General features: G+C 43.5%; 12 protein-coding genes. 3 read left to right on the top strand and 9 right to left on the bottom strand.

The features are described from left to right. Nucleotides 1-657 precede the first annotated feature (657 nt). The 4 genes from INT03_RS07445 to sdhC form a co-directional block, all read right to left on the bottom strand. Nucleotides 658-1,368, bottom strand: a complete 711-nt coding sequence (locus INT03_RS07445; RefSeq protein WP_193008438.1) for a succinate dehydrogenase iron-sulfur subunit — start codon at nt 1,366-1,368, stop codon at nt 658-660. Nucleotides 1,369-1,583: 215 nt separating this feature from the next. After that, a complete protein-coding gene (gene sdhA, locus INT03_RS07440; protein ID WP_055123666.1) occupies nt 1,584-3,434 on the bottom strand; it encodes a succinate dehydrogenase flavoprotein subunit in 1,851 nt (616 codons plus the stop codon). A 463-nt stretch (nt 3,435-3,897) separates the two neighbouring features. Then, nucleotides 3,898-4,284 (bottom strand): succinate dehydrogenase, hydrophobic membrane anchor protein, encoded by a 387-nt coding sequence (sdhD, locus tag INT03_RS07435; protein WP_227500963.1) that lies wholly within the window; start codon nt 4,282-4,284, stop codon nt 3,898-3,900. Nucleotides 4,285-4,304: 20 nt separating this feature from the next. Next, the gene (gene sdhC, locus INT03_RS07430) at nt 4,305-4,691 is read right to left on the bottom strand and encodes a succinate dehydrogenase, cytochrome b556 subunit (protein WP_083475612.1); all 387 of its coding nucleotides are present in this window, start codon (nt 4,689-4,691) and stop codon (nt 4,305-4,307) included. Between the two features lie 1,023 nt (nt 4,692-5,714). On the opposite strand from sdhC, the gene gltA reads away from it, so the two are divergent. Further along, on the top strand, nt 5,715-6,995 hold the full coding sequence (gltA, locus tag INT03_RS07425; RefSeq protein ID WP_045455400.1) for a citrate synthase: 1,281 nt from the start codon (nt 5,715-5,717) through the stop codon (nt 6,993-6,995). A 158-nt stretch (nt 6,996-7,153) separates the two neighbouring features. On the opposite strand, the gene INT03_RS07420 is transcribed toward gltA, so the two are convergent. Both INT03_RS07420 and INT03_RS07415 read right to left on the bottom strand, forming a co-directional pair. Further along, nucleotides 7,154-8,101, bottom strand: coding sequence for a hypothetical protein (locus INT03_RS07420; protein ID WP_193008437.1), 948 nt, complete (start codon nt 8,099-8,101; stop codon nt 7,154-7,156). Between the two features lie 72 nt (nt 8,102-8,173). Further along, complete coding sequence (locus tag INT03_RS07415) at nt 8,174-8,680, bottom strand: type IV secretion protein Rhs (protein ID WP_193008495.1); 507 nt, start codon at nt 8,678-8,680, stop codon at nt 8,174-8,176. Between the two features lie 430 nt (nt 8,681-9,110). Here INT03_RS07415 and INT03_RS07410 point away from each other — a divergent pair, with 430 nt between their 5' ends. Next, nucleotides 9,111-10,400: a replication-associated recombination protein A gene (locus tag INT03_RS07410; RefSeq protein ID WP_193008436.1), complete on the top strand. Its 1,290-nt coding sequence runs from the start codon at nt 9,111-9,113 to the stop codon at nt 10,398-10,400. A gap of 325 nt (nt 10,401-10,725) precedes the next feature. Continuing rightward, on the top strand, nt 10,726-11,838 hold the full coding sequence (gene ribBA / locus INT03_RS07405) for a bifunctional 3,4-dihydroxy-2-butanone-4-phosphate synthase/GTP cyclohydrolase II (protein ID WP_193008435.1): 1,113 nt from the start codon (nt 10,726-10,728) through the stop codon (nt 11,836-11,838). Nucleotides 11,839-12,032: 194 nt separating this feature from the next. Here the strand turns inward: ribBA and INT03_RS07400 are convergent, their stop codons facing one another. The 3 genes from INT03_RS07400 to INT03_RS07390 form a co-directional block, all read right to left on the bottom strand. Beyond that, the gene (locus INT03_RS07400; RefSeq protein ID WP_193008434.1) at nt 12,033-12,521 is read right to left on the bottom strand and encodes an acyl-CoA thioesterase; all 489 of its coding nucleotides are present in this window, start codon (nt 12,519-12,521) and stop codon (nt 12,033-12,035) included. A 58-nt stretch (nt 12,522-12,579) separates the two neighbouring features. Further along, complete coding sequence (locus tag INT03_RS07395) at nt 12,580-13,557, bottom strand: hypothetical protein (protein WP_193008433.1); 978 nt, start codon at nt 13,555-13,557, stop codon at nt 12,580-12,582. 101 nt (nt 13,558-13,658) lie between these two features. Beyond that, nucleotides 13,659-14,642 (bottom strand): uroporphyrinogen-III synthase, encoded by a 984-nt coding sequence (locus INT03_RS07390; protein WP_193008432.1) that lies wholly within the window; start codon nt 14,640-14,642, stop codon nt 13,659-13,661. Between the last annotated feature and the right edge of the window lie 24 nt (nt 14,643-14,666).

The following is a 14,666-nucleotide window of genomic DNA, read 5'->3' as shown; positions in this document are numbered from 1 at the left end:
CTTATCTGACTCGTTTCAAAACATTAATTTATATATACTGCAATTAGTCATAACCGATTCATTGAAGATAAACATCCAATGAATCGTTCAGCTAGCCTCTCACTTGGCTACTCTCGCTGAATCGTATGGTTACTTCCGAGCTATCATTGCTTTTGAGGCAAACATACATTGCTGTATAGAATAGCATGACAGCATTTTGCGCCATAGTTTGTTTGTTCAATAATAACTATTTAGGTAATGAATATCTACTATCATTTTAGGTACATTATTTCAGTTTACTGCGTGCCTTAGACATCTATTTATCAGTAAAACATAACTGCTAACGACTAAAATTTAGTCATTAAAATGCCTTATCATTACAATGATGCACTATTCTAACATTTAACGTGGTTAATATCTCTTGGTGAATACTTTTTTCTAACACCAATTATATAGATTGCTGACGCATATATCATGTCTTCTTACATACAACCAACGTATTGTTATGTTAGCCCAGTACTACCTTTAACCATGCCATATAATTGTCTCTCTAAGAACTGTCTGGCACTGAAAAAGAATCAAACCATCTCAGAGAGCTTGCTCATAAAAAACACCACCTAATGATTAGGTGGTGTTCTTCGTACGATATCTGCAAAAAAACTAGGCAATTATAAACGATTAACCCGCTTGGTCAATGAGCATATTACGTAAATGACCAATCGCTTTGGTTGGGTTTAAGCCTTTTGGACAAACTGACACACAGTTCATGATACCGCGGCAACGGAATAGGCTAAATGGATCATCTAGACGCGCCAAACGTGCTTGCGTATCACTATCACGGCTATCAGCCACAAAGCGATAAGCATGCAATAGCGCTGATGGACCTAAGAATTTATCAGGGTTCCACCAGAACGATGGGCAGCTGGTTGAACAGCACGCGCATAGAATACATTCGTACAGACCGTTTAGCTTTTCGCGTTGCTCAGGTGATTGCAGACGCTCTGTCGGCGGTGCTGGCTGGTCATTGATTAAGTAAGGATGTACTTTTTCGTATTGCTCATAGAATTGGTTCATATCGACGACCAAATCTCGAACAACTGGTAAACCAGGTAATGGACGTACCGTGACTTTTTCTGGCAGAGTGTTCATGTTAATGAGACACGCTAGACCATTTTTGCCATTGATATTCATGCCATCAGAGCCACAAATACCTTCACGGCAAGAGCGACGGAAGGTCAGTGTTTCGTCTTCCTTTTTTAGGCGTAATAACACGTCAAGCAACATACGATCTGAGTCTAGCAACTCAATCGTATACGTTTGCATGCGCGGCGCTGCGTCCAGATCAGGATCGTAGCGATAGATTTCGATGGTGCGAGTACCTCGGCTCATAATGCTAAACTCCACACGTAGGTGATGGCGGGCATACAAAGATTGCAGCACATCAGCGCTATTGATTAGCCCATATTGACAGTAATTATCAAATATCAACTAATCATATTGTCACGCTGGTATGAGCATGTAGCTGGCGGTCACCTTTTAATAAATAAATGAATAAAAAATAAAACGTTTACGCTGTTCGTATCGCTAAATTGCGCAGTCTAAAATTAGTAGACGCGAACTTTCGGTTCGATATAATCAACCGTTAGTGGTACTTTACGAACTGGCTTATAAATGATGCGATTGCCTTCAGAATACCATAAGGTATGCTTCATCCACTCGTGGTCATTACGGCCATTTGGTGCGTAATCATCATCTTCTGGACGGTCATAGTCAGACACACTATGAGCACCGCGGCTTTCGTGACGCATTGCCGCTGATACCATCGTCGCTTTGGCCACTTCATACAAGTTTGCCACTTCAAATGCTTCAATGCGCGCTGTGTTAAATACTTGTGATTTATCGGCCAAATGGATTTTTTCAATCTTGTCACCAAGCGCTAAAATCTTCTCAACGCCTTCGTCCATCATCGCTTGCGTGCGGAACACACTCGCATGCGCTTGCATGGTTGCACGAATCTCGTCAGCCACGTCTTGGGCATTGTAGCCTTCAGTCGACTGTTGCAGCTTGTCTAAACGACCGACCGTATAATCTAGCACGCGTGGATCTAGAGGCTTATAGTTATGATCGGCATGATGAAATTCATCAACGATATGCTTACCAGCAGCACGACCAAATACCAATAGATCAAGCAAAGAGTTAGTACCTAAACGGTTGGCACCATGAACACTGACACAAGCACATTCACCGATAGCATAAAGACCTTTAACCACGTTGCCTTTTGCATATAGACCGTCTTCATCCGTACCTGCTTCTAGATCAGGCTTAATGACTTGACCATGAATAGTGGTTGGAATACCGCCCATCATATAGTGAATGGTTGGAATAACGGGAATTGGCTCTTTGGTGATATCAACGTTAGCGAAGTTTTTACCAATCTCAAATACCGATGGCAAACGCTTCATGATGGTTTCTACACCCAAATGGGTCATATCCATTACGATATGGTCAGCGTTTGGACCACAGCCGCGACCTTCTTTGATCTCTTGATCCATAGAACGAGAAACCAAATCACGTGGTGCCAAGTCTTTCACGGTTGGCGCATAGCGCTCCATGAACGCTTCGCCATCTTTATTACGTAAGATAGCGCCTTCACCGCGGCAACCTTCAGTTAACAATACGCCTGCACCATGAACGCCCGTTGGGTGGAACTGCCAAAACTCCATGTCTTGTAATGGAATACCAGCACGAACAGCCATACCAATACCGTCACCAGTATTGATATAAGCGTTAGTAGAAGCAGCAAAGATACGACCTGCACCACCTGTCGCTAGGACAGTAATTGGTGATTGGAATACAGCAACCGTACCTGTTTCTTGCTCAAGCGCGATAACACCGTTGATATTACCCGCTTCGTCTTTGATCAAATCAAGCGCAATCCACTCGATAAAGAACTCTGTGCCTTGCTGCAAATTCTTCTGATATAACGTATGTAATAGCGCGTGACCCGTACGGTCAGCCGCAGCACACGCACGTTGTACGGCTTTTTCGCCATAGTTTGAGGTATGACCACCGAATGGGCGCTGATAAATCGTGCCATCTTCGTTACGGTCAAACGGCATGCCCATGTGCTCAAGCTCATAGACTACTTTAGGCGCTTCACGGCACATGTATTCAATCGCGTCTTGGTCACCTAACCAATCTGACCCTTTAACGGTGTCATAAAAGTGGAAATGCCAGTTATCGTTGCTCATGTTGCCCAAACTTGCGCCGATACCGCCCTGAGCCGCAACCGTGTGCGAACGGGTTGGGAACACTTTGGTCAAAACGGCAACTTTCATGCCTGCTTCTGCCAAATGTAGTGAAGCACGCATACCTGAGCCGCCGCCGCCCACGATGACTGCATCGTAGTTTAGCGTCTTAATATTACTAATGGTATTATCTTGTCTAGTTGCCATTACGGTTTTCCTAATGCCTATTAATGCTTAGAAGTAAATAAAAAGGCTGTCTCAAAATCATCCTATTGCTGGACAAAACACTTTATTGTCTTGCCACTATTTGCAATGATCAAAGTGGATGACGCTCACAACTTTTAACCACCTAATTTGCATATCTATCGTTATATTGGGTTCGCTCACTGACTAAACCATAGCGCACCTATTATATAAGTGACTGACTAAGTCAATGATGTCCAACGCTATGATTGGCTATGACTATTTTTGGCTACTAACGGATGACTTTGACATTTGCTAGTCGCGTCCGTTATTGTTTATAGATAAATCAAGTTACAGATAAATAAATATTATCAATACATAGTCTGTTCAATATAATATGGATACAAGGAAGGCGAGTCACCAGAACTACAAATAGTAGACTAGGCGAGCCTGCCACCGTATCCAGATTATAGGGGATTGGCTATCGTTAAACAGCAACCACACCGAAACCAGTACCCCAAAAAATCATAATGCCCCAAAATAGAAACACTAAAATAGCGATAATCATCAATGACTGTAGCACTAAGCGTAGACCTGCTGCGCTTGAGCCCAATTTGCCCGTGGTAATATAGTCAGTGAAAACCGTCCACATACCAACCCAAGCATGACCAGCTAGGGCAAGTACCGCCACCAAGCTAAATAGACGCATAGGTAAACTGGTCATGAACGATGACCATTCAAGATAAGTAACATCGCCGTGCGTCAAAAAGAAGCCCAGCAATACCACACTATAAACGGCTAAAACGACAGCGCTAATACGCTGGATAATCCAATCGCGTGAGCCTGAACCTGTCAGACCAGTCGCACTTTTGATTCCTGAATCATTTTTTATCATTAGAACATCACCCATACAAATGACGCGACAATTAGAATCGCTGCAATCACAAAACTAACCATAGACGCAGTGCGGCCAGATTTTAGCTCTTCGTTCATGCCCATATCAGCGAATAAGTGTTTGATGCCCATCACAAAGTGATAAGCAATCGCAGCAACAAATATCCATGCTAAAAAGCGCACAAGTACGTTGTCAAATACGGTTTCAAAGCTCTCAGCCGAAGCCAATGAGTTCTGTAGTAACCACAGCATGACAGGAATCAATAAAAATAAAATAATGCCAGAGATACGATGCAAGATAGAGGCGATCGCAATCGGTGAGCGATTAACGCTAATCACTTGGCTTAAAGGCAGATCAATAGGTCGGTTGCTTTTCACAGCGGGCATCCTTTTTGCGGTTATACTCCTGTATCTGCTATCAACGCTTGATATCACTGATGTCGATTAAGCATTGAGCAACACACGAGACGAATAAAGTAAGGAAGAGCTAGCTGACTTCGTTTAGTTTGCGCTAAATATGAAGAAAGGATCGTGGGGTACAAGGTATTGATAAACTGTTTAATATCGCTCGTCAAATCGACAGGTCTATAAAACAACCCGTCTATTATACAACAAAGAAAATAAACATGAGTAAGATCGATTAACTAGTCTAGTTTTACTGGTCATATCAATAAAAACAACGCTACTCCGTCATCGATACAGCCCTTTTACTAATGACTTAAAAATAGAACAGTTAACAAAAGCATTCAAACCCTGGATTACAGATATTGTCTATCAAAACGCTAGTGCGTCGTTGCTCTGGTGCTACTCAGCCATAACCGAGTATGAATAGAAAAACGACACTACATCATGACCACTTATCAATTCGCACAAAGCGAGTGCCAGTTAAGTTCCTACAATTATAAAATGACTGGGCGATAATTACAAATTTATCCCCTAAGTAGTAAAAGGCAAACGCTGGGTTAACAAATAAATAGACAGCGGTCATACGTATTTGCCAAAATTGCTCAATTTTGAGGGAATTTACGCCAAATTCAATTCGTCTAATACGCATACTCTGTCTGTTTTTAACCCGAATATTAATCAAACCTGCTACATTATTATCGTAAAATTCTTTAAAAATTATGCGGATAATGTAGCTGTACTTACTGTCATAAAAACAAGCTTTCTAAGCAAAATAACCAATCAGACATATTTTGATACAAAAATTACAGTGAATAAACACGACTAAACCGTGCCAATTGGTGCTATTGATGGTAAAAGTCTTTTCAAATCATAAGTAATTACTGCTAATATACCCTGCGTATTAAATGAGTTAAATGCATTTTTATGATTTGACTAACGATAGACCGAGGGTGTGCGTCTGTCGTAATTTTATTCTAACAAGCTAAAACCAATGGAGAGCAATTTATGGCTGACACTAATGCCAAACTAACCGTCAATGGTAAAGAATACGAGTTTCCTATTATCGAAGGTACTTTAGGGCGTCCAGTTCTAGATATTGCTGCTCTACAAGAATCAGGATTTTGGTCTTATGACCCTGGTTTTAAAGTAACCGCCCCTGTTGAATCAAAGATTACTTATATTGATGGCGGTAAAGGTGAGCTACTACACCGCGGCTACCCTATCGATCAATTGGCAAACAATGCTGAATATTTAGAAGTGGCTTATGCCTTGATTCATGGCGACTTGCCGAACGCTGAGCAAAAAGCAGATTTCTTTGAAAAAATCCGTAAGCATACGGGTGTTCATGATCAGTTGCGCAAGTTCTTTGAAGGCTTCCGCCGTGACGCACATCCAATGGCCATTATGGTTGGTGTCGTTGGTGCTTTATCCGCGTTTTATCATGAAGCATTAGACGTCAGTAACGAAGAGCATCGTGAAATCACGGCTATCCGTCTAATCGCTAAAATGCCAACGCTTGCTGCGATGAGTTATAAATACTCGCAAGGCGAACCGTTCATGTACCCACGCAATGACTTTAGCTATGCTGAAAACTTCTTATACATGATGTTTGCCACGCCTGCTGATGTTGATTATAAAACCAATGACGTCATCACTCGCGCCATGGACAAAATCTTTACTTTGCATGCTGACCACGAGCAAAACGCGTCAACGTCTACGGTACGTCTAGCTGGTTCTACTGGCGCCAACCCTTATGCGTGTATCGCTGCTGGTATCGCTGCCCTTTGGGGACCATCACATGGCGGCGCGAACGAAGCCGTGCTTGAGATGTTAGATGAGATCGGTTCAGTTGAAAATGTGCCTGAGTTCATGGAAAAAGTGAAGAGCCGTGAAGTGAAACTGATGGGCTTTGGTCATCGCGTTTATAAAAACTTTGATCCACGCGCACAAGTGATGAAAGAAACTTGTGACGAAGTATTGGGCGCATTGGGCATCAATGATCCTAAGCTTGAGCTTGCCATGGCACTTGAGAAAATCGCTTTAGAAGACCCGTTCTTCGTTGAGCGTAACTTGTATCCAAACGTTGATTTTTACTCGGGCATTATCCTTAAAGCCATCGGTATCCCAACGTCAATGTTTACCGTAATCTTCTCATTGGCTCGTACCTCTGGTTGGATCAGCCATTGGTTAGAGATGCACAGCACACCGTTCAAAATCGGTCGTCCACGTCAATTATACACGGGTGAAACGCATCGCGACTTCGTTAAAGTTGAAGACCGTAAATAGTCACTTATATTTTAGTTTTTAGAACCATAAAAAATCCCGCCATCGTGCGGGATTTTTTATGGTTCTTACTGTCTCATTTGATACGGTTAGCCACATTACATTTTATAGAAACCCTATCCGTTACTGAATGAATAACTGGTTGAGTGACAGAATTGCGGCTACTGGAATTCTTTTAGTGTTTGCTCATATTTGGCAATTTGCTCATCATAACCTTTAATGGTGTCATTAAACTTAGTCATAAGCGTCTCAAACTCTTTTTGTTGATTCAGTTTCATCTGCTGCATATCAATCACTTGCTGCGCTTCTATCTGCTCCCAAACCTGATGCTGAATAATCAAACGCGCTAATGCTGGGCTCTTGGCACTGAGCCTGCCAGCAATTTCTGCATGCTCAAATAACTGTGGAGCCAATGTCGCGATATTGATTAACGTATCAACATCTTCTGCGCTAAGAGGCGTCGTCACAGGCTGATAAAGCGCTTCCATCGCTTGCTGGTAGCCTTCGATGATTTGATCTTCTGTTAGCATGACAGGCTTACGCGGCTCAAGGCTAATGCGCTTTAACACCGTCAAATCACGCTCGCCAACTTCCGTACTGGTATTGATATCAGCCTCAGCGGGGATATCCACTTCATCATCTGTGATTTCAGCAGATGGTGTGTTGCTATCAGCTGTATCGCTGTTATTCTCCATCACGTTATCAGTATTAGTATCGCTAGCAGTATCATCATTTATCAGCAATGAATCCTCACTATCTAAGCTATCAGCGGCTTGTAGGGATTCATACTCTGCTTGTAAACGACGCTGTAGCCTTTGTGCTTGCGCGATATATATAGGCTGAAACTGCTTTATACGGGCAGCAGCAGAATCACTTGGGCGCATAGGTTGACTGTCTTTAGTGCTCGTTTTTTCAACGCTCTGACTGTCTTCTGGCGCCGGTTGAGTCTCTGCTTGCTGCTGACAACCACTTAACAGCAATACGCCGCTGAGTGTTGCCGCAAGCAAGGTTGACGAGTGCTGTAAAAGGGTGTTGTTTTGATTGATAGAATCATCAACCACACCTTTATTCATTTTATAATTAGGCTTTTTTAGCAAAAATTTAAACATAAGGGTACGTGTCCTTGTTAAGGCAAAATAGTAAAAACCAAAGTCGTCATGGCAATCCATTGCCAATGGATATCACTTCATATTGTCGTCAGACTTTACGATTAAAAATGGAATACAAGTTTCTAATGCTTGACAGTCTTGTCCACGCTGACGACGAATAAAATAATCCTGAACCATACGCGCCTGCTGTTCGATACCGTAGTTAAAGAAGGATTTGCCTGTCTTGAGCACATAATCATAACGGCGATCAATAAGTGCACCGCGCACCACTTTTAAGCCTTGCTGTAGTTGCCATACATGGGTCAATTCATGTATCAGCCAGCTTTTTTTACTCAATGAAGCATCGCTAAAATCTATTATCCAATCTGCTGGGTTAAAATAAATATTGCCATTAGGACTAACGGCATAATTTTTCAACACCCACCAAGCAGTCTTGAGCTGAACCTCATCGAGATTGATACTGTCGCCAAATACTGACCGCGCCAGCGCTATCTCACCTGTAGTAAGCAAACGTGATTGCTGCTTGGCACTGCGATATAAATAGCGAGCAAACAAACACTGCAATATCGGCGGAGACATCATGACGGTAATACCTTATGCCTAATGAATGGATGATCACAAATGATAGGTCGTAAATCGCGCGTGATATCTGCGATCTATCAATGCTGTTGAACCGTTAATAGGGATAAAAGCATAAAAATCAAAGTATTTGGGACATAAGCTGTACACTTGATTGACTTTTATTAACGTAAATCTGCGTTAGCCTATCGTGTATGACACATACCAAGACACATACTAAATAGCATCTTTATAAATTAGCCTACTTTTACTACTCATGTCTAATATTCATTAGTGCGAAAATCATGCCAAACAGACAGATATAATATTTTTCCATACAAATGATGAATGTAATCTAGGATGTAGTCATTTAGATGCAGCAATAAAAACCCATTAATCACTGTCGTTATGAACTAATTGATAGCTGTTTAAATTGATAATAGAGATTTCTATGCCGCCTAATTTTCATGCCGATACACCCCTTGCCCAGCGTATGCGCCCAACGACACTTGATGCAATCATTGGTCAGGAACATCTACTAGCGGCAGGTGCGCCCTTGCGGCGTTTGGTCGAACAAGGGCATCTGCCATCGATTATTTTGCATGGTGAAGCTGGCATCGGCAAAACGACTATTGCCATGCTGCTGGCTGATGCTGTTGGCAGACCTTTTCATGCCTTGTCTGCCTTGAATACTGGGGTCAAACAGCTGCGAGAAGTGTTAGACAATAAGAACTCATTGGCATTTGAATCGCCAGTGGTGTTTATCGATGAGATACACCGCTTTAACAAGGCTCAGCAGGATGCCTTACTGGGCGCGGTCGAATCTGGTGATATTACCTTGATTGGTGCGACAACTGAAAACCCGTCCTTTAGCATCAATAATGCGCTGCTATCACGTTGCCAAGTGTATCGTTTAGAGCCACTGACGCCTGAACAAATCAGTGCGGTATTGCAAAGGGCAATTTCAGAAGATTCAGTGCTGAAAAATTTGACGGTTGATTTACAAGCACAGGACACTATCAGCCAACTGGCGCATGGCGATGCTAGAAAGGCGCTGAATTTATTAGAGCTGGCTATTCAAACGGCGGACACTAAGCAATCACCCCTCGTCATTAACGATGAATTGGTCGCTCGTGTCGCCCAAACAGCTCTAGTTCGCTATGACAAAGATGGCGAGCAGCATTACGATATTATCTCGGCGATGATAAAGTCCGTACGTGGCTCAGACCCTGATGCTGCGCTTTATTGGATGGCGCGGATGTTAGTTGGCGGTGAGCCTGCTGATTTTATCGCGCGGCGTTTGGTCATCTTGGCCAGTGAAGATATTGGTAATGCCAACCCTAATGCTTTATTGCTTGCCGATGCAGCATTACGTAGTGTGCAATCAATTGGTATGCCAGAATCGCGTATTATCTTGGGGCAAGTAGTGGTTTATCTGGCGACCAGTGCCAAAAGTAACAGCACTTATAAAGCCATCAACGCTGCGATGGCGTTGGCAGAAAAAGATGCCTCTCCTGTGCCGCTACACCTGCGCAATGGCGTGACTAAACTGATGCGTAATCAAGGCTATGGTCAAGGTTACGCCTATCCACACGATTATCCCAATCACTATTATCCGCAGTCTTATTTACCAGACAATTTAGTTGGTAGCAGCTTTTATGAATTTGCTGACAACCAGCGCGAGCAACACAGTAAACAGTTTATGGATTGGCTAAAAAGCCAAGCAGCCAGTAATGACTGATGGCTCACATGGGCGGTTATCCCTTTGCTTACTATGTCATTGAATACGTGAATCGGCTTTACCATTAATAATACTTATCACTATATTTGACAGACTGGTCCATATAGTTTCGAGATGAATCAGCACAGTGGGCTGAAAAGCGTTAAAATGTCCTCATATTGATATATGAGCAATGATTAAGTAACGTCTACAGTGGATCAATTTGATCCAATGCACTTTGCCTAACCGCAACAGCGCTCTGTAGCATCTACTGTTACAATAGACAGATAATGCTTTATATTCCACATCACACCTATCTATAAATAATAAAATATTGAGACTTACTATGAGTTTAAATACGATTCCTGAGATTATCGAAGACATTCGTGCTGGCAAGATGGTCATCTTAATGGATGATGAAGATCGTGAAAATGAAGGTGATATCATCATGGCAGCGACCCATGTGCGCCCTGAAGATATTAACTTTATGATTACTCATGCACGTGGTTTGGTCTGCTTGACCTTGTCACAAGCACGCTGCCAACAGTTGGCGTTGCCGCTGATGTCTGATCGTAACGAGGCAAAATTTAGTACCAACTTTACGGTTTCTATCGAAGCCGCTGAAGGCGTTACGACAGGTATCTCTGCTGCTGATCGCGCTCGTACGATTCAAGCCGCGGTTTCTTCTTCAGCAAAACCTGAAGATATCGTCCAGCCTGGACATATCTTCCCAATCATGGCTCAAAATGGTGGCGTCTTGCATCGCGCTGGGCATACCGAAGCTGGTTGTGATTTAGCACGCCTAGCAGGGCTTGAGCCCGCAGCAGTGATTGTCGAAATCATCAATGCTGATGGTACGATGGCGCGCCGTGATGACCTTGAGATATTTGCCGAAGAGCATGGCATCAAGATGGGTACAATTGCTGACCTCATCAACTACCGCATCGCGAACGAGCAAACGGTAGAAGAAATTGAGTCGCGTCCTTTTGAAACGGAATACGGCACCTTTACGCTACATCGCTTCCGCGAATTTGGCGCTGATGAAACGCATTTGGCTTTGGTAAAAGGTAATGTGAGCGAAGGCGTCAGCACCGTCCGTGTCCATGGTTTTCACCCACTACGCGACTTGTTTGCTGCCAAAAATGATATGACGGGTCGTAGTGGCTGGAGCGTACGCTCAGCGCTGGAGGAAATAAGCAACTCAGATCGCGGCGTATTAGTTTGGATTGGTAGCAATCAGCCAATAGATTTAGGAGAGGCGTTAGACAAAGCGGCAGACAATGAATCGCAATCGACCATTACTCAGCAGCCGTACCGCAGCATTGGTGTTGGCGCACAGATTTTGCGTCATTTAGGCGTTCGTGATATGCGTTTATTATCATCACCCATGAAGTTTTACGCATTATCGGGCTTTGACTTGAACGTCATCGATTTCGTACATGCGCCAAAGCAAGATTAATGTTTGATTGACTGATTGATTGACTGATTGATTGACTGATTGACTGATTGACTGATTGACTGATTGACTGATTGATTGACTGGCTGGCTGGCTGGCTGGCTGGCTGGCTGGCTGATTAGATACCAGTCAAATAGCAAAAGGGCACGCTAACGTAACGTTAGCGTGCCCTTTTTTCACTTATTTAATATTCAGTACTAAAGCTTCGGTATATGACCAACTTTTGCTTCTAATGCCAATAGCCGAGCGCGCTCTTCCTCTGTCCAAGCTAACTTACGCTTTCCCTCACTATCGAGCCGTACCACGACTGCCTCAGCCGTCGCGACGATGGCTGCTTGCGCGGTGCTATAATAGCTGTATTCCATCACGATACTCGTATTGCCCAAGCGCTGACAGCGCACTCCTAATAGCAAAGTATCAGGATAAGTCACTGGGCGTAAATACTGGCAGCTTGATTGTGCCAATACCGTCACCATATTACCATCAAACATACCTAGCGCCTGCAAATAGCCAATTCGTGCTGATTCAGCGTAACGGTAATAAATCACATTATTTAAATGGTTAAACGCATCCATCTCGCCCCAGTGAATGGGCTGGTGATGAATAATGGGATAATGAGACAATTCGTCAGGATGATTATCTGCGATATTAGAGGCTACATGTGCTGCTTGATTCAAACTGTCCATAACGTCATTTCTCTTATTTTTATATTCATAAATCTATCAATCAACATCCACTGAACCACTAACGCTGAGATTTATCCAAAATCTGAGTGGTCAACAATGGCGTTGGTTTCGGTGCATTGGCAATCAATTTATCTAACCAATCTATGACTTCTACAATATTTGTAGGAGATGATCTGGTTTGTAGGTTCTTGTCTGTAGAGGTTTGTTTTTTGCTTGCGGACGCTGCATCAGAGGCGTTTTCAGTATTAGTCATGGCTGCCTTTGGCGCTGACTCTTCAGGAATAGCAGACTTCGGCACCAAGGTTTTTAGTTGATTTCGTGCTTGACGCAGATAACCAACCAGCTGCTCTTGTTCGCGCATATTGCTGGCTTGACTGGCCAGATTCAAGGTCATAATCACTTCGTGAATGGTCAGTTGTTTGCGCGAGAGGCTCATATTACTATCGGTGCTATTGTGCGGTGTCGCCTCGCTACTCACACGCTCATAGCTGTGCAAAAACTCTTGAATATTTTGGATGGCGAGGTTTTGTAGCTGCCAAGGACTGGGCTGAGTGCTGCTTGCCTGCAAACGTTCGATGTCTTTCATCAAGCTTTGTTTGATCACAACCGTTAGCGCTGGAGCAATCTCATTGCTGCTTTGCGAAAGCTGCCAATGTAGACCACGCAACAAATCAATCGCCGCACTGTCGTTATTGTCTGCCAATAATCTATCAGCGGCTTGTATCTGAATACGCAATAAATCTAACTGATTTTGCGCTTGGCTACTGGCGGCAGATCGAGGCTCTGGCAACGTCTGCTGACTCATCGCAAATAGACGGTCATCCATCTCATTCAGACGGCTGACGACTTGCTCGTTGCTTTGCAAACGCTCATTAACACTATGCTGGAAACGCTGCTGGCTGATGTAGAGCCACAATAGGGCGGCGATAAGCAACAAGATAATCAGCCACTGCAGGCGCAACAAAAACACATTTGCTTGTCGGCGCTGCTGAGTAGCAGAAGGTTCCTGAGATAACGATTCAGAATTGATTGACATAAGGCAGCACCGTTATTTTGGTTAAAACAGGTTTAAAGCAAATAAATAAAAAGTGAAACATAATAGATAAGGACAGGTCATCGGTTGGTACATTTATATATTTAACAGGCTTTAGCATGGATAGCAGCGAGAATGGTTTCTGGCGCCAAATCTTCCACACGCCAATAACTTAATTGCTGCTCAGCGACCATATTGGCTAAACGCTCACCCAACACCACATAAGAAAAGTCTGACAATTTATAAGGCAAAATAGCGGGATTTTCTCTGGCTGTTTCTTGATTTAATGCCTTTTCTGCTACCGCCCGAACGATGCTTTCCCAATGCTCAAAGGCTGTACCGCTACTGACGACAACGATTGGCTTTGGCTGACTAGCTGATGTATCTTGCATACCATTGCGAGCTAAAACCCCTTGTAGCCACTGCTCGTATTGATCCATCGCCTCGACTGGCATTATGCGCTCATACCAAGCAATGCTATCGATATGCACACCGCGTGCCAGCAACGTATCGACCAATAATCGCCTACCACCCAATCCGCGCCACACGAGCAACTTGTCACCTGCTTGCAAACGTTCAATTTCAGGCATCGCTAGCATACCTTCGTTATTGGCAATGTGAGGCTGAAGCACTTGATAATTCGATGCCTCTATTTTGGCATTATTTAATACCGACGCGGTCGCTTCACCCACGGCAATCAAGTAGCTCGGGGCTTGCAGAGCATTAATTGCTATATCTTTTCGCTCATTATTATTATCATCGTCATGGTTTTGAGCTTGACGCTCATCTTCAAGCGCTTGCCAAACAGCCAGTCCTGAAGCAGCCGCCGTTGGGCTAACAATCACAAGCGCCTTATAATCGCCTGCTAGCCACTGGCGCATTAGTGTCATGTCTTGCTCAATTGTTGGGCGCGGTTGTAACGTCAACATCGGTATCTCTACCACCGTCAGCCCTGCTGCTTGTAGATGATCCGTCAATGCAGCGGCACGCTCTACTGGGCGAGTATTGATGACTACTTGCTTGCGTGATGACTCATTATTTGATTGACTGTTAGCAATAAGCTGGGCATGATTTAATGTTGATGACATAGACGTACCATGACAAAAGACTGA

Origin of the sequence: Psychrobacter sp. PG1 (genome assembly GCF_014897815.1) — a bacterium.
Classification (GTDB): Bacteria; Pseudomonadota; Gammaproteobacteria; order Pseudomonadales; family Moraxellaceae; genus Psychrobacter.
Note: the sequence above shows the minus strand (reverse complement) of the source record. Positions and strands in the feature narration are given on the sequence as shown.